Annotated in this window: 21 protein-coding genes; 18 read left to right on the top strand and 3 right to left on the bottom strand. The window is 70.3% G+C overall.

Going from position 1 to position 20,580, the window contains the following annotated elements:
- Positions 1–30 precede the first annotated feature (30 nt).
- The 4 genes from CKW28_RS08010 to CKW28_RS08025 all read left to right on the top strand — a co-directional run bounded on the left by CKW28_RS08010 (position 31) and on the right by CKW28_RS08025 (position 5,653).
- Positions 31–369: a P-II family nitrogen regulator gene (locus tag CKW28_RS08010; RefSeq protein WP_003927232.1), complete on the top strand. Its 339-nt coding sequence runs from the start codon at positions 31–33 to the stop codon at positions 367–369.
- Positions 370–394: 25 nt separating this feature from the next.
- Positions 395–2,887, top strand: a complete 2,493-nt coding sequence (locus CKW28_RS08015) for a [protein-PII] uridylyltransferase (protein ID WP_003927231.1) — start codon at positions 395–397, stop codon at positions 2,885–2,887.
- A 100-nt stretch (positions 2,888–2,987) separates the two neighbouring features.
- Complete coding sequence (ffh, locus tag CKW28_RS08020) at positions 2,988–4,559, top strand: signal recognition particle protein (RefSeq protein WP_003927230.1); 1,572 nt, start codon at positions 2,988–2,990, stop codon at positions 4,557–4,559.
- Entirely contained in the window at positions 4,556–5,653 is a 1,098-nt protein-coding gene (locus tag CKW28_RS08025; RefSeq protein WP_003927229.1) for a metal-dependent hydrolase family protein, read from the top strand. The genes ffh and CKW28_RS08025 overlap by 4 nt, the downstream gene beginning before the upstream one ends.
- A 5-nt stretch (positions 5,654–5,658) precedes the next feature.
- On the opposite strand, the gene CKW28_RS08030 is transcribed toward CKW28_RS08025, so the two are convergent.
- Together CKW28_RS08030 and CKW28_RS08035 are read right to left on the bottom strand one after the other, a co-directional pair.
- Positions 5,659–6,522: a D-alanyl-D-alanine carboxypeptidase family protein gene (locus tag CKW28_RS08030; RefSeq protein WP_435405820.1), complete on the bottom strand. Its 864-nt coding sequence runs from the start codon at positions 6,520–6,522 to the stop codon at positions 5,659–5,661.
- Between the two features lie 138 nt (positions 6,523–6,660).
- On the bottom strand, positions 6,661–7,557 hold the full coding sequence (locus CKW28_RS08035; RefSeq protein ID WP_003927227.1) for a D-alanyl-D-alanine carboxypeptidase family protein: 897 nt from the start codon (positions 7,555–7,557) through the stop codon (positions 6,661–6,663).
- A 132-nt stretch (positions 7,558–7,689) separates the two neighbouring features.
- On the opposite strand from CKW28_RS08035, the gene CKW28_RS08040 reads away from it, so the two are divergent.
- From CKW28_RS08040 to trmD, 6 genes are all read left to right on the top strand, one after another.
- Complete coding sequence (locus CKW28_RS08040) at positions 7,690–8,115, top strand: nuclear transport factor 2 family protein (RefSeq protein WP_003927226.1); 426 nt, start codon at positions 7,690–7,692, stop codon at positions 8,113–8,115.
- Positions 8,116–8,121: 6 nt separating this feature from the next.
- A complete protein-coding gene (gene mgtE, locus CKW28_RS08045) occupies positions 8,122–9,480 on the top strand; it encodes a magnesium transporter (RefSeq protein WP_003927225.1) in 1,359 nt (452 codons plus the stop codon).
- Between the two features lie 211 nt (positions 9,481–9,691).
- On the top strand, positions 9,692–10,279 hold the full coding sequence (gene rpsP, locus CKW28_RS08050; protein WP_003927224.1) for a 30S ribosomal protein S16: 588 nt from the start codon (positions 9,692–9,694) through the stop codon (positions 10,277–10,279).
- A gap of 8 nt (positions 10,280–10,287) precedes the next feature.
- Positions 10,288–10,530 (top strand): RNA-binding protein, encoded by a 243-nt coding sequence (locus CKW28_RS08055; RefSeq protein WP_003881089.1) that lies wholly within the window; start codon positions 10,288–10,290, stop codon positions 10,528–10,530.
- Positions 10,531–10,540: 10 nt separating this feature from the next.
- Positions 10,541–11,062: a ribosome maturation factor RimM gene (gene rimM, locus CKW28_RS08060; RefSeq protein ID WP_003927223.1), complete on the top strand. Its 522-nt coding sequence runs from the start codon at positions 10,541–10,543 to the stop codon at positions 11,060–11,062.
- Between the two features lie 6 nt (positions 11,063–11,068).
- Entirely contained in the window at positions 11,069–11,785 is a 717-nt protein-coding gene (gene trmD / locus CKW28_RS08065) for a tRNA (guanosine(37)-N1)-methyltransferase TrmD (protein ID WP_003927222.1), read from the top strand.
- A 51-nt stretch (positions 11,786–11,836) separates the two neighbouring features.
- Here the strand turns inward: trmD and CKW28_RS08070 are convergent, their stop codons facing one another.
- On the bottom strand, positions 11,837–12,751 hold the full coding sequence (locus tag CKW28_RS08070; RefSeq protein WP_234785061.1) for a serine hydrolase: 915 nt from the start codon (positions 12,749–12,751) through the stop codon (positions 11,837–11,839).
- A gap of 288 nt (positions 12,752–13,039) precedes the next feature.
- Between CKW28_RS08070 and rplS the strand changes: the two genes are divergently transcribed.
- From rplS to CKW28_RS08110, 8 genes are all read left to right on the top strand, one after another.
- The gene (rplS, locus tag CKW28_RS08075) at positions 13,040–13,381 is read left to right on the top strand and encodes a 50S ribosomal protein L19 (RefSeq protein ID WP_003927220.1); all 342 of its coding nucleotides are present in this window, start codon (positions 13,040–13,042) and stop codon (positions 13,379–13,381) included.
- A gap of 76 nt (positions 13,382–13,457) precedes the next feature.
- Entirely contained in the window at positions 13,458–14,282 is an 825-nt protein-coding gene (gene lepB, locus CKW28_RS08080; RefSeq protein ID WP_040547936.1) for a signal peptidase I, read from the top strand.
- Positions 14,283–14,322: 40 nt separating this feature from the next.
- A complete protein-coding gene (locus CKW28_RS08085; protein ID WP_040547421.1) occupies positions 14,323–15,054 on the top strand; it encodes a ribonuclease HII in 732 nt (243 codons plus the stop codon).
- A 62-nt stretch (positions 15,055–15,116) separates the two neighbouring features.
- Positions 15,117–15,422, top strand: a complete 306-nt coding sequence (locus CKW28_RS08090; protein WP_003927217.1) for a DUF2469 domain-containing protein — start codon at positions 15,117–15,119, stop codon at positions 15,420–15,422.
- Positions 15,423–15,514: 92 nt separating this feature from the next.
- A complete protein-coding gene (locus CKW28_RS08095; RefSeq protein WP_003927216.1) occupies positions 15,515–17,011 on the top strand; it encodes a bifunctional aminoglycoside phosphotransferase/ATP-binding protein in 1,497 nt (498 codons plus the stop codon).
- A 45-nt stretch (positions 17,012–17,056) separates the two neighbouring features.
- Positions 17,057–17,953, top strand: coding sequence for a universal stress protein (locus CKW28_RS08100; protein ID WP_003927215.1), 897 nt, complete (start codon positions 17,057–17,059; stop codon positions 17,951–17,953).
- A gap of 86 nt (positions 17,954–18,039) precedes the next feature.
- On the top strand, positions 18,040–19,275 hold the full coding sequence (locus CKW28_RS08105; RefSeq protein ID WP_003927214.1) for a CoA transferase: 1,236 nt from the start codon (positions 18,040–18,042) through the stop codon (positions 19,273–19,275).
- Positions 19,272–20,087, top strand: coding sequence for an acyl-CoA thioesterase (locus tag CKW28_RS08110; RefSeq protein ID WP_003927213.1), 816 nt, complete (start codon positions 19,272–19,274; stop codon positions 20,085–20,087). Before CKW28_RS08105 ends, CKW28_RS08110 begins: the two co-directional genes overlap by 4 nt.
- The last annotated feature ends 493 nt before the right edge of the window (positions 20,088–20,580 follow it).

Genomic DNA, 20,580 nt, shown 5'->3' on the forward strand with positions numbered 1-20,580 from the left:
GGAACAATTGCCCCCAGAAGGGATGGATACATGAAGCTGATCACTGCGATCATCAAGCCGTTCACGCTCGAGGACGTCAAGACCGGCCTCGAACAGACCGGCATCCTCGGGATGACGGTCAGCGAGGTCCAGGGCTACGGCCGTCAGAAGGGCCACACCGAGGTCTACCGCGGCGCCGAGTACTCGGTGGACTTCGTGCCGAAGGTGCGGGTGGAGGTGCTGGTGGAGGACTCCGCCGTCGACAAGGTGGTGGACGTCATCGTGCAGGCCGCCCGGACCGGGAAGATCGGTGACGGCAAGGTCTGGGTCAGCCCCGTCGAGACGGTGGTGCGGGTCCGCACCGGCGAGCGCGGAGCCGACGCCCTGTAAGCCGCACTGCGGGGAGCGAATCGACATGACCGAGCAGACGCCCGGCCCCGCCTCCGGATCCTTCCCCGCGAAGGATCCGGAGGCGGTCTGCTCCAAACCGGCACGCGATCTGGTCGCCGCCACCGAGCGGCTGCTCGCCGGCGGGGCCCGGCAACTCGATGCGGCGTCGCTGCGGTATGCGCTGCTGGATCTGCACGAACTGTGGCTCAACACCAAGGCGGCCGAGATCGGCATCACCCCGGTCAGCGGCTTCTCGATCGTGGCCACCGGCGGACTGGGCCGCGGTGAACTGGTCCCGCACAGCGATCTGGACCTCATGCTGCTACACGACGGGATGCCCACCGAACTGGTCGGCCGGATCGCCGAGCAACTGTGGTATCCGTTGTGGGACGCCAACATCCGCATCGACCACAGCGTGCGGACGGTCGCCGAGGCGCTGGCGGTGGCCGACGCCGACATCGCCGCCGGGCTGGCCATGCTCGAGGCCCGCCACATCGCCGGTGACGCCGACCTCTCGGCGCTGGTGATCGACGGCGCCCGGCGGCACTGGCGCACCACCATCGCATCCCGGTTCGACGAGCTGATCGACCACACCAGAGCCCGCTGGGAGCGCAGCGGGCAGATCGCCCACCGCGCCGAACCGGACCTCAAATGCGGGCGAGGCGGGCTGCGCGACGTGCAACTGCTCAACGCACTGGCGATCGCCCAACTCGCCGACGGCTATCCCAGCTCCTCGCTGGCCTCCCCGACCGGAACACTCGGCGACGCCCACCTGGCGTTGCTCGACGTCCGCACCGAACTGCACCGCATCGCCGGGCGGGGACGGGATCTGTTGCAGGCCCAGTACGCCGACGAGATCGCCGCCGCGCTGCGGATCGGGGACCGGTTCGATCTGGCCCGGCTACTGTCCGATGCCGCCCGCACCGTGAGCTACTACGTCGACTCCGGTCTGCGCACCGCCGCCAATGCGTTGCCGCGCCGGGGTTTCGCCGCGCTGCGCCGCCCGCTGCGCCGCCCGCTGGACGAAGGTGTCGTCGAATACGCCGGCGAGGTGATCCTCGCCCGCGACGCCCGGCCGGCCCGCGACCCGGGACTGATCCTGCGGGTCGCGGCGGCCTCGGCCACCACCGGCCTGCCGATCGCGGCGTCCACGCTGAGCCGGCTGGCCGCGACCGCGCCGGAACTGCGGGCACCGTGGCCGCGGCCGGCGCTCAACGATCTGCTGGTGCTGCTCGGCGCCGGGCCGGCCGCGGTCGGCACCATCGAGGCGCTGGACCGGACCGGATTGTGGGGACGGCTGTTCCCGGAATGGGGTGCGGTGCGCGATCTGCCGCCGCGCGACATCGTCCACGTCTGGACCGTCGACCGGCACCTCACCGAAACCGTCGCGCAGGCAAGCGCTCTGACCACCCGGGTGTCCAGACCTGACCTGCTGCTGCTCGGGGCGCTGCTGCACGACATCGGCAAGGGCCGCGGCGGTGACCACAGCGTCATCGGCGCCGAACTGGCCGCCCAGATCGGCGCCCGGCTGGGCTTGTGGCCGTCGGACATCGACATCCTGGTCAAACTGGTGCGCCACCACCTGTTGCTGGTGCGCACCGCGACCCGCCGCGACCTCGACGATCCCAGGACGATCGAGTCGGTCGTCGACGCGCTCGGACCCGATCCGGTGCTGCTGGATCTGCTGCACGCGCTGGTCGAGGCCGACTCGCTGGCCACCGGGCCGGGTGTGTGGGGGGAGTGGAAGGCCGCCCTCATCGGCGATCTGGTGCGCCGGTGTCGGCTGGTGATGGCCGGCGAGCCGCTCCCGCATCCCGATCCGATCGACCCGCAACATCTTTCGCTGGCCGCCCGCGGTGGGGTGCACGTCGACCTGGTGCCCGGCGACGGGCCGCACATCTACCAGGTCACCCTGGTGGCCCCGGACCGGCGCGGTCTGCTGTCCAAGGCGGCGGGTGTGCTCGCGCTGAATTCGCTTCGCGTGCACTCGGCGTCGGTCAACAGCCACCACGGCTCGGCGATCAACACGTTCGTGGTGTCCCCGCACTTCGGGGCGCCGCCGGCCGCCAACCTGCTGCGGCAGCAGCTGATCCTGGCGCTCGACGGGGATCTCGACGTGCTCGCGGCGCTGGAACGCCGCGACCACGACGGCGCACCGGGTTCCCACCGGCCCGGCGAGCCCGCCGCGGCGGTCCCGGTCATCGCGGCGCCCGCACCGCCGCGGGTGCTGTGGTTCGACGGCTCCGCGCCCGGGGAACTGGTGGTGCAGATCCGCGCCGCCGACCGGCCGGGGCTGCTGGCGCGGCTCACCGCGGTGTTCGAACGCGACGGCGTGGACATCGCCTGGGCCAAGGTCACCACCCTGGGCGCCGCCGTCGTCGACGTGTTCGGCATCGTCGTGCCCGCGCTCACCGGCGGAACGGCGGACCCGGCGGCCGTGCGCGGCGAACTCGAGCACGACCTGTACGCGGTGCTGCCGACGCCCCCGCCGGCGGAGCCCGTCGAGCGGGCCGGCTGAGCGTTTCGCGGCCTCGGGCCGGGGCGGCGCGCGGCCACGCGCGGCCGGGCTCCCGGCGGCACGCACCCCGGCCGGGACGTCGCCCGCTACGCTGGACGGCGTGTTTGAATCGCTGTCCGACCGGTTGACCGGTGCCCTGCAGGGGCTGCGCGGCAAGGGCCGGTTGACCGACGCCGACATCGACGCCACCACCCGCGAGATCCGGTTGGCGCTGCTCGAGGCCGACGTCTCACTGCCGGTGGTGCGCAACTTCGTCGCCCGCGTCAAGGAACGCGCCAAGGGCGCCGAGGTCTCGGCCGCGCTCAACCCGGCGCAGCAGGTCGTCAAGATCGTCAACGAGGAACTCATCGCGATCCTCGGTGGCGAGACCCGGCCGCTCAAGTTCGCCAAGACCCCGCCGACGGTGATCATGCTGGCAGGTCTGCAGGGGTCCGGTAAGACCACGCTGGCCGGCAAACTGGCCAAGTGGCTGCGCGACAAGGGCCACACCCCGCTGCTGGTGGCGTGCGACCTACAGCGTCCCGGTGCGGTGAACCAGCTGCAGATCGTCGGTGAACGTGCCGGGGTGGCGGTGTTCGCCCCGCATCCGGGAGTCTCGGCCTCCGGTGCGGCCGAGGACGGTCCGGGCGATCCGGTGGCGGTGGCGGCCGCCGGTGTGGCCGAGGCGAAGGCCAAACTGTTCGACGTCGTCATCGTCGACACCGCGGGCCGACTCGGCATCGACGACGAGCTGATGAACCAGGCCGCCGCGATCCGCGACGCGGTCGACCCCGACGAGGTGCTGTTCGTCCTCGACGCGATGATCGGTCAGGACGCGGTGACCACCGCCGAGGCGTTCCGCGAGGGGGTCGGGTTCACCGGGGTGGTGCTGACCAAACTCGACGGCGACGCCCGCGGCGGCGCCGCGCTGTCGGTGCGCGAGGTCACCGGGGTGCCGATCCTGTTCGCGTCCGCCGGCGAGAAGCTCGAGGACTTCGACGTCTTCCACCCCGACCGGATGGCCGGCCGCATCCTCGGCATGGGGGATGTGCTCACCCTGATCGAGCAGGCCGAACAGGTCTTCGACGCGCAGCAGGCCGAAGAGGCGGCCGTCAAGATCGGCACCGGGGAGCTGACGCTGGAGGACTTCCTCGAGCAGATGCAGGCGATCCGCAAGATGGGGCCGATCGGCAACCTGCTCGGCATGCTGCCCGGCGCCGGTCAGATGAAGGACGCGCTGGCCGCCGTCGACGACAAGCAGCTCGACCGGGTGCAGGCGATCATCCGCGGCATGACCCCCGAGGAGCGGGCCGACCCGAAGATCATCAACGCGTCCCGGCGGCGCCGGATCGCCGAGGGGTCCGGTGTCACCGTCGCCGAGGTCAACCAGCTCGTCGAGCGGTTCTTCGAGGCCCGCAAGATGATGTCGCAGATGGCCGGGCAGATGGGCATCCCGGGAATCGGGCGGAAGAACACCCGCAAGGCCGGCAAGAAGGGCAAGAAGGGGCAGCGGGGCCGCAAGAAGGGCGCCGGCCCGACACCGCCGAAGGTGCGCAACCCGCTCGGCGCGCCGATGCCCGGCATGCCGGCCGGGTTCCCCGACCTGTCGCAGATGCCGCCCGGGCTCGACGAACTGCCACCGGGGCTGGCCGACATCGATCTGTCGAAGTTGAAGTTCCCCGGCAAGAAGTGAAGGCGCTACACCTCCGGGGCCGGGGGCTGCCGCACGAGCAGCCGGTGGAGTGGTGGATCGTCGACGGCCGGCTGTCGGCCGAACCGGTCGCCGGGGCCGAGACCATCTTCGGCAGGCACGGTTATGACGGCTGGATCCTGCCGGGCCTGGTCGACGCGCACTGCCACGTCGGCATCGGACCGGGCGGCGCCGTCGAGTTCGACGAGGCGATCGCCCAGGCCGAGACCGAACGCGACGTCGGGGCGCTGCTGCTGCGGGACTGCGGTTCCCCGGTGGACACCCGCAGCCTCGACGAGCGCGACGATCTGCCGCGCATCATCCGCGCCGGCCGGCACCTGGCCCGGCCGAAGCGCTACCTGCCCGGTCTGCCGATCGACATCGAAGACGAATCCCAGCTTCCCGAATACGTCGCGCAGCAAGCCCGCTGGGGTGACGGGTGGGTGAAACTGGTCGGCGACTGGATCGACCGAAGCATCGGCGACCTGGCCCCGCTGTGGTCCGACGAGGTGCTCAAGGAGGCCGTCGACGCCGCGCACGCCCACGGTGCCCGGGTGACCGCCCACGTCTTCGGCGAGGACGCGCTGCCCGGGCTGATCAAGGCGGGCATCGACTGCATCGAACACGGCACCGGGCTCACCGACGACACCATCGAGTTGATGGTGGAGCACGGCACCGCGCTGGTGCCGACGCTGATCAACGTGGAGAACTTCCCGTCGATCGCCGACCGCGCCGTGCGGTACCCCACCTACGCCGCGCACATGCGCGACCTTCACGAACGCAGCTACGCCCAGGTGTCGGCCGCCCGGGAGGCCGGTGTGCCGGTGTACGCCGGCACCGACGCCGGCGGGATGATCGCGCACGGCCGCATCGCCGACGAGGTGGAGGCGCTCAAACGGATCGGGATGAGCTCCACCGAGGCGCTGGGCGCCGCCTCCTGGAACGCCCGGTCCTGGCTGGGGCGGCCCGGGCTGGAACACGGCGCCCCGGCCGACCTGATCTGCTACGACGAGGATCCGCGGCTGGGTCCCGAGGTGCTCACCCGGCCCAGCCGGGTGATCCTGCGCGGCAGGGTTTTCCAGCGACCTCGCCGGTGAGGAGCTCAGCGGTACTGGCTGAAGCCCCAGTTGAACAGGTCCACCGCCTGATCCCAGTAGGTGCGGCCGGGTTGGTCCATCCCGCCCATCTGCACGATCACCAGCCGCCGCCCATTGCGTTGTGCGGCGCCGACATACGTCTTGCGGGCGATCTTGGTGTACCCGGTCTTGCCGCCGATGGTGCCGGGATAGCGCTTCAGCAACTCGTTCTGGTTGACGATCTGACGAAATCCGTTGTCGGACGGGAACATCGTCCACGGCTGGCTGATGATGTTGACGAACGCCGGATAGCGCAACGCGGTCCGGAAGATCAACGCCAGATCATGGGGGGTGGTGACCATGTCCACCCCCGGAACGTCCAGACCCGATGGGCTGGTGACCCGGGTGTTGCGTGCGCCGATCTGATACGCCTTGGCGTTCATCTTCGCGACCGTGACCTGACGGCCACCCAGCATGTCGGCCAGCGTGTTCGCGGCGTCGTTGCCGGAGATCAGCAGCACGGCGTCGAGCAGCTGACGCGTCGAATACACCCGTCCGGGCCGGATCCCGGCGCACGAGCAGACCTCGTCGGCGGCGGCCGCGCCGGCCCGCACCGTCGCGTTGAGCGGCAGCTGGTCCAGCGCCACGATCGCCAGCAGCACCTTGATCGTGCTGGCCGGCGCGCGGTGCACATGCGGCTCCCGCGCCGCCAGCACCTGTCCGGTGTCCAGGTCGGCGAGCAGCCACGCCGGCGCGGGACCGTCCGGAACGCTCATCGCACGGACCGGCTCCGGCTGCGCGGATGACTCCGGGGCGGCGATTCCCGACACGCTCAGGGCGATCGCGAACAACGTTGCCAGCAGGGCATTCCGGGACGGACGGGATCGCAGGCGGGGCCGCCTCGGCCGGTCGGTGGTGGCGCGCACGGGCGCTGAGCCTATCGGCTGAACTGCTCGGTGAGGACGCGGGTGCGCAGCGAACCGGTATCGAAAATATTGCGAAACAGCAACTTTGGCGTGTTGAGCTGGTCAGAGCACGCCGATGGCGGTGCCGGTGTCCTGGCTGAAGCCCCAGTCCAGCAGCGCCGTCGCCTGATCCCAGTAGGTCGGGCCGCCGTCGGCGACCAACCCGTACATCAGCGCGACCACCAGCCGCCGACCGTCCCGCTGCGCGGCGCCGACATAGGTTTTGCGGGCGATGTCGGTGTAGCCGGTCTTACCGCCCAGTGCGCCCGGATAGCGCTGCAGCAGCTCGTTCTGATTGACCAGCACCATCTCCCCGCGCCGGGCGGGGAACACCGCCGAGGGCATCGCGGTGATCTCGGCGAACACCGGATGGTTCAGCGCCGCCCGGAAGATCACCGCCAGATCGTGCGGCGTGGACCAGAACGGCACCCCCGGAACGTCCAGGCCCGACGTCGAGGCGACGGTGGTGCCGTGCGCACCGAGCCGGCCCGCCAGCGCGTTCATCTTCGCGACCGCCGCCTGCTCCCCGCCGAGCATGCGGGCCAGGGTGTTGGCCGCGTCGTTGCCCGACGCCAGCAACAACCCCTCCAGCAACTGCCGGGTGGTGTAGGTGTGTCCCGGCGCTACCCCGGCGCAGTTGCAGATGACCTCGGTGTCCTCGTCGGTGGCGACGATCGTGGCGTCCAACGGCACCTCGTCGAGCACCACCTGCGCGAGCAGGGTCTTGATGGTGCTGGCCGGTGCGTAGCGGGTGTTCTCGTTGCGTCCGGCGAGCACCTCGCCGGTGTCCAGGTCGGCGACGATCCAGGCCTGAGCCGGACCCGTCGGGGCCGGCACCGAACCCACCGGGCGGATCTCCGGGTCGGCCCAGGCAACCGGGTCGGTCACCGGGGCGCCCGGCGCGACGACGCTCAGCACCGCGATCAGCAGCAGCGCGAACGCGCCGGCGAATCTGCCCATGACCGGACAGCCTAAACGCCCGGCCGGGAACATCCCAGGGGCAAAGTTGTGGAGGCCGGCCGACCGGTGCCGGCCCGTCGACACGACGGCTCGATACGGCGGCGCGGGCGGCCAGGGTGTTGAATCGGAACCGTGTTGAGCCTTGCCGAGATCTCGGACCGACTGGAAATCCAACAGCTGCTCGTCGACTACTCGACGGCGATCGATCGACGCCGCTTCGACGATCTCGACCGGGTGTTCACCGAGGACGCCTATATCGACTACCGCGCGATGGGCGGCATCGACGGGCACTATCCGCAGGTCAAGGCGTGGCTCAAAGAGGTGCTGCCGAATTTCCCCGCTTACGCCCATCTGGTCGGCAACTTCGACATCTCCCTTGACGGGGACCGAGCGTCGTCCCGCACGCTGTGTCTGAACCCCATGGCGCTCACCGGCGACGGTGATGAACGGCAACTGCTGTTCTGCGGCCTGTGGTACGACGACGAGTTCCGTCGTACCCCCGAGGGCTGGCGGATCACCCGCCGGGTGGAGACCAAGTGCTTCGACAAGGTTCTGTAGGTAGCGATGACTGACAGCCGCACCTCATCGATCGAGACCGAGGACCGGGAGATCCTGCGGGCGCTCGATGACCTGGACCTGCCCGCATTGACCGCCGCCGCCCAGCGGCTGTCGACGGCACAGATCGTCGCCATCCTGGAGCGGCTGGACCGAAAACAGCAGGCGGTGCTGTACCGGGTGCTGCCCAAGGGGCTGGCGCTGGAGGTGTTCGAGAACCTCGATCCCAGCCTGCAGGGCGACCTGGTCGGCGGGCTGAAGGACGACGCGGTCGCCGCGCTGTTCGCGCAGCTGAACCCCGACGACCGGGTGGAGTTGCTCGACGAGCTGCCGGCCAGCGTGGCCCGCCGGCTGTTGCAGGGGCTCCCGCTGCGCGAACGGGAGATGACCGCCGACATCCTGGGCTATCCGCAGGGGTCGATCGGTCGGCGGATGAGCCCGGAGTTCGTGTCTGTCCGCCCGGAGCTGACCCAGCAGCAGGCGCTCGAACGGGTCGCCGCGCATCTCGACGACGCCGAGACCGTGTACACGCTGCCGGTCACCGACAACCAGCGGGTGCTGGTCGGCGTGGTGAGTCTGCGGGAGCTGCTGAACGCCGCGCCGGACGCCACCGTCGCCGAGTTGATGAAACCCGCGCACTGGGTGCGGGCGACCGAGGCCGCGGAGCTCGCCGCCCGCCGGTGTGCCGACCTGAAGCTACTGGCGCTTCCGGTCGTCGACAACGAGACCCGCCTGGTCGGCATCCTCACCGTCGACGACGCGCTGCGCATCCTGGAGAGCGCCGAATCCGAGGACCAGGCCCGTATCGGTGGCGCCGAACCGCTGCGCCGGCCGTACCTGACCACCCCGGTCAGTGGCCTGGTGCGGTCCCGGGTGGTGTGGCTGCTGGTGCTGGCGGTCGGTGCGACGCTGACCGTCCAGGTGCTGGAGGTGTTCGAGGCCACCCTCAGCGAGGTGGTGACGCTGGCGCTGTTCGTTCCGCTGTTGATCGGCACGGGCGGCAACACCGGCAATCAGGCGGCGACCACGGTGACCCGCGCGCTGGCCCTCGGCGACGTCCGGCCTCGCGATCTGTTCAGGGTGCTGCTGCGGGAGTTCAAGGTGGGTCTGGCGCTCGGCCTGATTCTCGGTGCGCTGGCGTTTCTGGTGACCAGCCTGGTGTACGACCGCGAGATCGGGACCGTGATCGGGTTGACCTTCGTCAGCGTGTGCACCATGGCCGCGACCGTGGGCGGGGCGATGCCGCTGCTGGCCAGTGCGGTGCGGGCGGACCCGGCGGTGTTCTCCAATCCGTTCATCTCGACGTTCGTGGACGCGACCGGACTGCTGATCTACTTCGCGATCGCGAGGGCGGTGCTGGGCATCTGACCGGGGCCGGGAGCTTGCACGATTTCACTGGTGCGGGCCGGTTCTGGCACAATGGTCGGCTGTCTGCCACGCGACCCGCTCTGAGCGATCCGCCTCGGGCTCCTCGCTGGGCGCTTGCGCGGCGGTCACACACGTAAGGCAAAACCGGATGCAGGCAACCGGCCCGCATCGCTGAATTGCAGCGTGGCAATCACAGGAGAAGGCGTCACACATGGCTGTCAAGATCAAGCTCACGCGGCTCGGCAAGATCCGCAATCCTCAGTACCGCATTGCCGTTGCCGACGCGCGGACCCGTCGCGACGGCCGCGCGATCGAGATCATCGGCCGTTACCACCCCAAGGAAGAGCCCAGCCTCATCGAGGTGAACTCGGAGCGGGTGCAGTACTGGCTCAGCGTCGGCGCCCAACCCACCGAACCGGTCCTGGCGCTGCTGAAGCTCACCGGTGACTGGCAGAAGTTCAAGGGCCTGCCGGGCGCGGAGGGCTCGCTGAAGGTCAAGGAGCCCAAGCCCAGCAAGCTGGAGCTGTTCAACCAGGCCCTGGCCGAGGCCGAGGGTGCGCCGAGCACCGAGGCGGCCCAGCCCAAGAAGAAGAAGGCGTCGGCGAAGAAGGCCGACGACAAGGCCGGCGACAAGGCTGAAGCGAAGGCCGAGAAGAAGGCCGACGAGAAGGCTGAGAAGAAGGCCGACGAGAAGGCTGAGAAGAAGGCCGGCGAGAAGGCTGAGAAGAAGGCCGGCGAGAAGGCCGGCGAGAAGGCCGAGGCTGCGGCCGAAGGGTCCGACGCCGCCAAGGAAAGCTGAGCGGCACCGTGAGCTCAGTCGTCGTCGACGCCGTCGAGCACCTGGTCCGCGGCATCGTGGACAACCCCGACGATGTGCGGGTCGACATGGTCACCAGCAGGCGGGGCCGCACCGTCGAGGTGCATGTGCACCCCGATGATCTCGGCAAGGTGATCGGACGCGGCGGGCGCACCGCCACCGCGCTGCGCACCCTGGTGGCCGGGATCGGCGGGCGGGGCATCCGCGTCGACGTGGTGGACACCGACCAATAGCCGGCCACCCATGGACCTGGTAGTCGGGCGGGTCGTCAAGGCACACGGCATCACCGGCGAGGTCGTCGTGGAGGTCCGTACCGACGACCCCGACAGCCGGTTCGCGCCCGGCGTCAGGCTGCGCGGCAGACCCGGCCGGGGCGACGGTCCGGAACGGGAGTTCGTCGTCGAGTCGTCCCGGCCACACAGCGGCCGTCTCCTGGTCCGGTTGGCCGGCATCGAGGACCGCACCGCGGCCGAGGCGCTGCGCGGCATCCTGTTCGTCATCGACTCGGCTGACCTGCCCCCGATCGAGGATCCCGACGAGTTCTACGACCATCAGCTCGAGGGTCTGCGGGTACGCACCGTCGACGGCCGAGAGGTGGGCACGGTGTCCGAGGTGCTGCACACCGCCGCCGGGGAGCTGCTCGCGGTCCGCGCCGGTGAGCGCGAGGTGCTGGTGCCGTTCGTCCGGGAGATCGTGCCGACGGTGTCGTTGAAGGAGCGGACCATCGAGATCGATCCGCCCGACGGTCTGCTGGAACTGGGCTGAGCGACCGTGCGGATCGACGTCATCACGATCTTCCCCCGGTATCTGGATCCGCTGCGGGAGTCGTTGCCGGGCAAGGCGATCGAGGCCGGGATCGTTGACCTTCGGGTGCACGATCTGCGCCGCTGGACCCACGATGTGCACCGCTCCGTCGATGACACCCCGTACGGCGGCGGGCCGGGCATGGTGATGACCGCGCCGGTGTGGGGGGAGGCGCTCGACGAGATCTGCACCGAGCAGACCCTGCTGGTGGTGCCCACGCCCGCGGGCCGGCTGTTCACCCAGAACGTCGCCCAGCGCTGGGCCGGCGAATCCCATCTGGTGTTCGCGTGCGGCCGCTACGAGGGCATCGACCAACGGGTGATCGACGATGCGGCACGGCGGATGCGGGTCGAGGAGGTCTCGATCGGTGACTACGTGCTGGCCGGTGGCGAGGCGGCGGCGCTGGTGATGATCGAGGCGGTGGTCCGGCTGCTGCCCGGCGTGATGGGCAATCCCGCATCGCATCAAGAGGATTCGCACTCCGGCCGGTACCGGGGGCTGCTGGAGGGGCCCAGCTACACCCGGCCACCGAGTTGGCGGGGCCTGGACGTGCCCGAGGTGCTGCTGTCCGGGAACCACGCCAAGATCGCCGCCTGGCGGCGTGAGCAGGCGCTGAAACGCACCCGCGAACGCCGCCCCGACCTGCTGGACTCCGAGGGCGACCCGCCCGGCGAGCAGGCATGAACTCGCACCCATCCGTCCGGAGACAGGCGGTTCCGCGACGACTCGCGGGGATCAGATCCGGCCGGCCGGGAACATCGTCCGGACGGCCTCGGTGACGGTGTCGCGGGCGGTGGCGTCGTCGGCGGCCTGCATCGAGCTGATCGCCATCACGAACCGCTGATCGGCCCCGATCGCCCCGCTGGACACGTGCAACCACTGCGAGCCGATGCAGCACATCCAGCCCTGCTTGACCGCCACCGGCTCGTGGGGCAGGCCGTCGGGGATGCCGAACCGCTGCGGATAGCCGTCCAGCCCGGTGGGGGTGGCCGCGGCCATGTTCGACAGGATGATGTCGGCCCGGTCCGCGGGCAGCCCGCCGGCGCCGCTGAGCAGCAGATCGTAGTAGCGCACCAGATCCGCGGTGGTGCTGACGGTGTTCCACCACCGGCCGTTGCCGGGCGGGCCGGTGTGGGGCAGACCGTACCGGTCGGCCACCCGCTCGACGATCGCGCTGCCGCCACCGCGCCCCCACAGGATCTCGGCGGCACCGTCATCCGACGCCCGGAGCATGTCCTCGATCATCTTCAGATCGGCGGGGGACGGGTTCTTCTCGCGTTGCAGCAGATCGTCGGCGATGAACACCTTCACCACCGAGGCGATCGCGATGGTGGACGCGTCGCCGTTGGAGATCGTCTGACCGGTGCGCCGGTCCAGCAGGTGCATGCTGATCGTGGCGCCGGCCCGCGCGGCGCTGTCGGTGGCCCGCCGGACGCGCTCGGCAAGGTCCCCGGGGAACTCCGACAGCGGTGTGCGGCCGTCCCGCGGATCGGTGACGGTCAGCGCCGGCGCCTCCGGCGGCACCGGCGGGGTGCCGTACACCTTGGGCTCGCAGCCGGTCAACAGCGGCGCCGTCAGCACCAGGACGGCGAAGCACGCACCCTTGCGGGACGACCCCCGCGGGGACGTTGTGGACGACCGCCGTCGCATGCCCCTCCTGCTACCCCCTGCTACCCCTGATGCCGCCATCCTCGGCCCGTGCGGGCCCTATTGTTATACCCGCATCGTCGCTGGTGAGACGCCCCAGGAGGGTGTTCGCGGACGACGATTTCGCTGCCCGCGGGCCCGTCTGGCACAATTGGGCAGTTGTCTGTGTGCGGCAGAATTCCCCGCCCACGGCCGGATAACCCCGAACGCCCGAAAACGCCAGGCTCGGTCGGCGCGCCACGCGGCGCAGCCGGACACCGCAGCCGCGAAACGAACAAGGAAGTGCCACCGATGAACACGCTCGACTTCGTCGATCAGGCGTCGCTGCGCGACGACATCCCGGACTTCGGCGCCGGCGACACGGTCAACGTGCACGTCAAGGTCATCGAGGGCACCAAGGAACGCATCCAGGTGTTCAAGGGTGTGGTCCTCCGCCGGCAGGGCGGCGGAGTCCGCGAGACCTTCACCGTGCGCAAGGAGAGCTACGGCGTCGGCGTCGAGCGCACCTTCCCGGTGCACTCGCCCAACGTCGCCAAGATCGAGGTCGTCACCCGCGGTGACGTCCGTCGCGCCAAGCTGTACTACCTGCGCGATCTGCGTGGCAAGAAGGCCAAGATCAAGGAGAAGCGCTGAGGGCTCTCCACCGTGCGGTGCGCGCGTCGACGTGTGCACCGCGGTGGAAGAGATCACCGCTGGCTACGCTGATCCCGTGACCGGTTCCACGGCTTCCGACGACGCCGAGCATCCACCCGGCCTCGACTCCGACACCGAGCAGGCGGCCGACGAGTCCGCCGAACCCAAGCGCAAGCACGGCGCACTGCGCGAGGGCGTCATCCTAGTGTCGATCGCGCTGGTCATGTACTACGTCATGCTGACGTTTGTGGCGCGGCCGTACCTGATTCCGTCCGAGTCGATGCAGCCCACACTGCACGGCTGCCCCGGATGTGTGGGCGACCGGATCATGGTGGACAAACTCACCTACCGGTTCTCCGATCCGCAGCCCGGCGACGTGGTGGTGTTCAAGGGCCCACCCAACTGGAACATCGGCTATCAGTCGATCCGGTCCGACAACACCGCGGTGCGGTATCTGCAGAACGCGCTGTCGGTGATCGGATTCGTTCCGCCCGACGAGAATAACCTCGTCAAGCGGATCATCGCGGTCGGCGGCCAGACCGTCGAATGCCGCAACGACACCGGGCTCACCGTCGACGGCCGCCGGCTCGACGAGCCGTACCTGGACCCGGTCACGATGAACGTGCCCGATCCCAGCGTGTACCCCTGTCTGGGGCCGGAATTCGGGCCGGTCCGGGTGCCGGAGGGACGGTTGTGGGTGATGGGTGACAACCGCACGCATTCGGCCGACTCCCGGGCGCACTGCACCAACACCCCCGCCGGTGTGCAGGACGGGGTGTTCTGCACAGGGGACCCGGAGGCGGGCACCATCCCGGTGGAGAATGTGGTGGGCAAGGCGCGGTTCATCGCCTGGCCGCCGGCGCGCTGGGGTGGAGTGGACAGCGTCAATCCGCAGAGCTGAAACCGCAGACCCTCGAGACCTGCAGACCTAGGAGCTGCTCGTGCCGCCGACCTGGCCACCTCGAACAGTGATCCGGAAGGCAGCCGGCCTGCGCACCTTGGAGTCGGCGTTGTACCGCAACGGTCTGGGACCGGTCGCCGGGGTCGATGAAGTGGGCCGCGGTGCCTGCGCCGGACCGCTGGTGGTCGCCGCGTGCGTGCTCGGACCCAACCGGCTGAGCAGCCTGTACGCGCTCGACGATTCCAAGCGGCTCAACGCCGCCGAGCGGGAGCGGTTGTTCCCGCTGATCCGCCGCTACGCGCTGGCCTACCACGTGGTGTACATCCCGGCGCGGGAAGTCGACCGGCGCGGCGTGCACGCCGCGAACATCGAGGGGATGCGGCGGGCGGTCGCCGGGTTGTCGGTGCGGCCCGGCTACGTGCTGTCCGACGGGTTCCGGGTGCCGGGCCTGCCGGTGCCGTCGCTGCCGGTGATGGGCGGTGACGCGGCGGCAGCGTGCATCGCGGCGGCAAGTGTGCTGGCCAAGGTGAGCCGGGACCGGTTGATGGTCGAACTGGACAGCAGGTATCCCGGCTACGGCTTCGCCGACCACAAGGGCTACAGCACCCCGGCGCACACCGCGGCGCTGGCCGAGCTCGGCCCCTCCGATCAGCACCGGTACTCCTTCATCAACGTGCGCCGGCTGGTGACCGTCGACAGCCCGGACGGGCCCGTCAGAGTGCCCGCTGAGCTGGTCGAACGGGAGCCGGAGCCACAGCACGGACTGGGGTGAGGAAAGATGGAATCGGATGAGCCGACGAGGGCGACAGACCGACACGAAGGACAGCTGAGCAGATGAGTGCCGAAGATCTCGAGAAGTACGAAACCGAGATGGAGCTCTCGCTGTACCGCGAGTACAAGGACATCGTGGGGCAGTTCAGCTACGTCGTGGAGACGGAGCGGCGGTTCTATCTGGCCAACGGCGTCGAACTGGTGCCCCACAACTCCGGCGGCGAGGTGTACTTCGAACTACGGCTCACCGACGCCTGGGTCTGGGACATGTACCGGCCCGCCCGGTTCGTCAAACAGGTGCGGGTGATCACCTTCAAGGACGTCAACATCGAAGAGGTGGAGAAACCCGAGCTGCGGTTGCCGGAATGAATACATGATCGCACCGGGGACTGAGCCCGCTGCCGGGACCGGAATTCCCGGACGCCGCCCATCAGTCCGCCGTTCCCGGCACGATGGTCGATATGGACGCTCGCACGCCGCCATCTGAGTCCCCGGGGTCGTTCGACGCCGCCGCCGAGATCCACGAAACCCACACCGGCGTCGTCACCATGATCGGCGCCAGGGCCTACAAGATCAAAAAGCCGGTGCTCACCGATTTCCTGGATTTCCGCACCGTCGAGCAGCGCGAGTGGGCCTGCCGGCACGAAGTCGACCTCAACCGGCGGCTGGCTCCCGACGCCTATCTGGGGGTGGCCCACCTCAGCGATCCGCAGGGCGGACCGGCCGAGCCGGTGATCGTGATGCGCCGCTATCCGGACACCTACCGGCTGAGTTCGATGGTGCGGCGGGGCGAGCCTACCGAGCTTCTGGAACAGCAGCTGACCCTGGTCGCCGAACTGCTGGCGGACTTCCACCGGCGCGCCGAGCGGTCTGCGGACATCGACGCCGGCGGCCGGCCGTCCGCGATCAGCGCGCGCTGGCAGGCCAACATCACCGAACTGCGCCGCTACACCACCACGGTGCTGCCGGCCGAACTGATCAGCGAAACCGAGCATCTGGTGAACCAGTTCATCACCGGCCGTTCGCAGTTGTTCGCCGACCGCATCGCCGACCAGCGCATCGTGGACGGGCACGGCGACCTGCTCGCCGACGACATCTTCTGCCAGCCCGACGGCCCGGTGCTGTTGGACTGCCTCGAATTCGACGACCGACTGCGCCACGTCGACGGAATCGACGACGCCGCCTTCCTGGCGATGGACCTGGAATTCCTGGGCCGCCGCGACCTGGCCGACCACTTCCTGGCGCAGTACCGCAAGGCCGCCGACGATCCGGCCCCGCCCGGGCTGATCCGGTTCTACATCGCCTACCGCGCCGGGGTGCGCGCCAAGGTGGACTGCATCCGCGCCGATCAGGGCAGCCCGGGCGCCGACGCCGATGCCCGCCGGCACCTGGACCTCGCCGTCGATCAGCTGCGCGCCGGGACCGTGCGGTTGATCCTCATCGGCGGCGGCCCCGGCACCGGCAAGACGACCCTGGCCCGCGGGCTCGGCGAACACATCGGCGCCCCGGTCATCTCGACCGACGACGTGCGCCGGGAGCTCCAGGCCACCGGGGTGATCGAAGGCGAGCCCGGAACATTCGGCGTAGGACTGTACAGCCCGGAGAAGGTGGCCGTGGTGTACGACGCGGTGTTGCAACGGGCCGCGACGCTGCTGGCGGCCGGGCACACGGTGATTCTGGACGGCACCTGGCGTGAACAGCGTGACCGGGACCGCGCGCGGGAACTGGCCCGCCAGCATGCGGTCCCGATGGTGGAGTTCGCCTGCACGGTGCCGCTCAAGGAGGCCGAGCAGCGGATCGCCGGGCGCCGCGAGACCACCTCCGACGCCACCCCGGAGATTGCCGCCGCGATGGCCGAGCACGCCACCGGCTGGGACGCCGCGCACCGCATCGACACCCGTCGGCCGTTGGCCGAGACGGTGGCCGAGGCGCACGCCATCAGCTGCCTGGCGATTTGATCACCGACCCGGCCGGGCCCGGGTCGCCGACCGCAGAGGAGAGAGATGTCAGATTCCGCCGGCGCGATCGTGGTGGGGGTGGACGGCACCGATCAGGCCGTGGGCGCGGCGAGGTGGGCCGGCGCGGTGGCCGCCGCCTACGGGGTGGGTCTGCACATCGTGCACGCGATGCCGTCGCTGGGACGCAACCTGACCGAGGCGGCCACCGCGATCCGCGCCGCGATCATGTCGTACCAGGCGGATTCGTCTCAGATCTTTCTCGCCGACGCCGCCGACGCGGTCGGCGCGGAACGGCCGGAGTTGACCGTCACCACCGAATCCAGCCGCAAACCGGCCAACGAGGCGCTGATCGACGCCAGCCGCACCGCCCGGATGGTGGTGCTGGGCGGCAATGAGGTGACGCCGGCGTCGGCGCTGCTGATCGGGTCGACGACGCTGTCGGTGGCCACCCACGCGCACTGCCCGGTGGTGGCCTGGCGCGGGGAGAACGCCGCACCCACCGACGCGCCGGTGGTGGTGGGCACCGACGGCAGCGATCCGGCCGCGGCCGCCCTGGACGCCGGGTTCGAGTTCGCGGACCGGTTCGGGCGGCAACTGCGGGCGGTCCGGTCGTGGCCCAACCGGCTGCCGCCGGGGGCGCCCAGCATCCCGTTCCTCGTCGACTGGGCCGCCCTGGAGGCCGCGCAGCTGACCCAGCTGACCGAGGAGGTGGACCGGCACAATCAACGCCATCCCGATGTGAACGTGCAGTGCTTCCTGGAGCCCGAGGGACCCGCACAGGCCGTCCTCGAACATGCCGCCGACGCCCAGCTGATCGTGGTGGGCACCCGCGGCCGAAACGCGTTGGCCGGCGCGCTGTTGGGGTCCACCAGTATGAATCTGCTCAACCACGCCAGGGTGCCGGTGATGGTGTGCCGGGGCGTCGACGAAGGCGCGTCCTGACCGGCGCGTCGCCGCACCGGTCCGGTGCCGGTGAACCCGGTCGCATCTCATATCGTTGTGCTCGGCCCGACGACGACGAGGTGAGCATGACAGATTCGGCGGTACCGGTTCCGGCGCGACCTCTGGCCGGGGTGCGGATCGTGGAGATTTCCAGCTTTGTCGCGGTGCCGTTGGCCGGGATGACGTTGGCGCAGTTGGGTGCCGAGGTGATCCGGGTCGACCCGATCGGCGGCGCGGCCGATTACCGGCGCTGGCCGGTCACCGTGACCGGCGACAGCATCTACTGGGCGGGGCTGAACAAGGGCAAACGCTCGGTCGCCGCGGATCTGCGGGCCCCGTCCGGACAGGGACTGGTGCAGCGGCTGATCGCCGACGCCGGCGTGCTCATCACCAATGTCGCAGGGCGGCAATGGCATTCGTATGAGGCATTGACACCGCTGCGGCCGGATCTGATTCACGTCGAGGTGTCCGGGCGCGCCGACGGCGGCACCGGGGTGGACTACACCGTGAACGCGTCGATCGGCTTCCCACTGGTCACCGGACCGGCCGAGCTGGCCGCCCCGGTCAATCACGTGCTGCCGGCCTGGGACGTGGCGTGCGGTCTGTACACCGCGCTGGCGGTGACGGCCGCGCTGCGGCACCGCGATGCGACGGGGGAGGGGCAACGCATCAGCATCCCACTGGAGAACGTCGCCCTGGCCACCGCCGGGAACCTCGGCTTCCTCACCGAGGTGCTGGTGAACGGCGCCGAACGGGAACGGATCGGCAACTCGCTGTACGGCACCTACGGGCATAACTTCACCAGCAGCGACGGGGCGGCGTTCATGGTGGTGGCGTTGACGCCCCGCCACTTCCGCGACCTCACCGAGGTCACCGGGACGACCAAAGCCGTTGCCGCACTTGCCGAAGCGCTCGGTGCGGATTTCGCTGACGAGGGGGACCGGTACCGGCACCGCGACGTGCTGACCGGACTGTTCACCGGGTGGTTCTGCGCCCACACCGCCGACGAGATCACCGCCGCACTGTCGGGTACCTCGGTGCTGTGGGAGCGCTACCGCAGTTTCGCCGAACTGGCCGCCGACCGGCGGGTGACCGACAACCCGTTGTTCACCGAACTCGATCAGCCGCGGATCGGCCGGCATCTGGCACCCGGTCTGCCGATGGCGATCAACGGCGTCTATCCGCCCGCGGTGACCGCCCCGGCGGTCGGCGACGACACCGCCGCGGTGCTGCGCGACCGGCTGAACCTGTCGGCCGACGACATCGCCGCCCTGCTGGCCGAGGGGATCGTGGCCGGCCCCGCCGAGGGCGCGGCCCGATGAGTGTGCTGCTCAAACTGCTCGACGTGGCCGCCGGGGACGGCGCCGACCAGTGGATCGGCGCCGCCAGCGGGCCCGCGGGAAAACGCGCCTACGGCGGTCAACTGGTGGCGCAGAGCCTGGCCGCCGCGGCCCGCACGGTACCGGCGGAACGCCCGCCCACCAGCCTGCACCTGCAGTTCCTGCGCGGCGGCGACGCCGGCGCCCCGGTCGAGTACACGGTGACCGGCCTGCTGGACGGCCGCACCACCGCCGCCCGACGCGTCGACGCCCGGCAGGACGGACGGCTGCTCACCACGGCCACCGTGTCGTTCGCGGTGCCGCTGAGCGGACCGCGGCACGGGTGGCGCACCGAACTGCCCGGGGACCCCGAACAACTGCCGCGCACCGGCCCGGCCGGCCCGGCGCCGTCGATGCCGCTGGACGAACTGGACATCCGGATCGCCGATGAGGGCGGCGGGGCCGGATTCGTGCGGCGGTTCTGGTGGCGCGCCACCGTCGCGCTGCCGGACGACCCGCTGGTGCACACCCTGGTCGCGGCGTACGTCACCGACGTGTACCTGATCGACCCGGCGCTGCAGGTGCACGGCTTCTCGATGCGGGCGCGCACCCACCGCAGCGGGACCACCGATTCGTCGCTGTGGTTCCACCGCCGGATCCGCGCCGACGAGTGGAACCTGCTGGAGTGCACGTCACCGGCCGCGGGCCGGGGCCGTGCAGTGGTGAACGCCAGCCTGATCCGCGCCGACGGTGTCATCGCCGCGACCCTGGCGCAGGAGGGCCTCATCGCGGACCGGGGGCAGCCGCCGCGCTGAACCGCGCACCCGCGTCACCAGCGCGCTGAGCGCGATCCCCACCGCGAGCGACGCCAGCACACCGGCCGTCCGGTGCTCGCCGAACAGCGGATACACCTGGAAATGGGTGAGATACGTGTACAGCGAGGCGTCGGCCACCACACCCACCGCGGTGATCAGCGGCGCCGGGCAGCGGAGCACCGGCAGCCAGATCAGCAGCGCCAGCCCGGCGAAAACCAGCATCCCGCGGTGCGGATCATCGAAATACCCGATCAGCCCGACCGCGAGGACGGCGGTGACCAGCAGCCGCCGGCCCACGGTGGTCGCCCGGGCCGCGGCCCAGCCGGCGGCGAAGAACCAGAACGTCAGCACCGTCGACCACGCATCCGGGCTCATCTGCAAATCGAACACGTTGTAGCGCAACAACATGCCAACCGCCACGAAGGCCAGGGCGAACTCGAACGGCCGGCGGCGCTCCAGCCGGTCCAGCGCCCGAATGCGGCACAGCAGGGCC

Source organism: Mycolicibacterium thermoresistibile, assembly GCF_900187065.1.
In the GTDB taxonomy this organism is placed as follows: Bacteria; Actinomycetota; Actinomycetes; order Mycobacteriales; family Mycobacteriaceae; genus Mycobacterium; species Mycobacterium thermoresistibile.

What these genes read in the sequence shown, in the direction of transcription:
- mgtE (WP_003927225.1), top strand. Translation starts at nt 8,122, where the DNA reads ATGACTGACAGCCGCACCTCATCGATCGAGACCGAGGACCGGGAGATC.
- CKW28_RS08015 (WP_003927231.1), top strand. Translation starts at nt 395, where the DNA reads ATGACCGAGCAGACGCCCGGCCCCGCCTCCGGATCCTTCCCCGCGAAG.
- CKW28_RS08095 (WP_003927216.1), top strand. Translation starts at nt 15,515, where the DNA reads ATGGACGCTCGCACGCCGCCATCTGAGTCCCCGGGGTCGTTCGACGCC.
- CKW28_RS08090 (WP_003927217.1), top strand. Translation starts at nt 15,117, where the DNA reads ATGAGTGCCGAAGATCTCGAGAAGTACGAAACCGAGATGGAGCTCTCG.
- rpsP (WP_003927224.1), top strand. Translation starts at nt 9,692, where the DNA reads ATGGCTGTCAAGATCAAGCTCACGCGGCTCGGCAAGATCCGCAATCCT.
- CKW28_RS08070 (WP_234785061.1), bottom strand. Translation starts at nt 12,751, where the DNA reads ATGCGACGGCGGTCGTCCACAACGTCCCCGCGGGGGTCGTCCCGCAAG.
- rimM (WP_003927223.1), top strand. Translation starts at nt 10,541, where the DNA reads ATGGACCTGGTAGTCGGGCGGGTCGTCAAGGCACACGGCATCACCGGC.
- rplS (WP_003927220.1), top strand. Translation starts at nt 13,040, where the DNA reads ATGAACACGCTCGACTTCGTCGATCAGGCGTCGCTGCGCGACGACATC.
- CKW28_RS08105 (WP_003927214.1), top strand. Translation starts at nt 18,040, where the DNA reads ATGACAGATTCGGCGGTACCGGTTCCGGCGCGACCTCTGGCCGGGGTG.
- CKW28_RS08110 (WP_003927213.1), top strand. Translation starts at nt 19,272, where the DNA reads ATGAGTGTGCTGCTCAAACTGCTCGACGTGGCCGCCGGGGACGGCGCC.
- CKW28_RS08035 (WP_003927227.1), bottom strand. Translation starts at nt 7,557, where the DNA reads ATGGGCAGATTCGCCGGCGCGTTCGCGCTGCTGCTGATCGCGGTGCTG.
- CKW28_RS08010 (WP_003927232.1), top strand. Translation starts at nt 31, where the DNA reads ATGAAGCTGATCACTGCGATCATCAAGCCGTTCACGCTCGAGGACGTC.
- CKW28_RS08100 (WP_003927215.1), top strand. Translation starts at nt 17,057, where the DNA reads ATGTCAGATTCCGCCGGCGCGATCGTGGTGGGGGTGGACGGCACCGAT.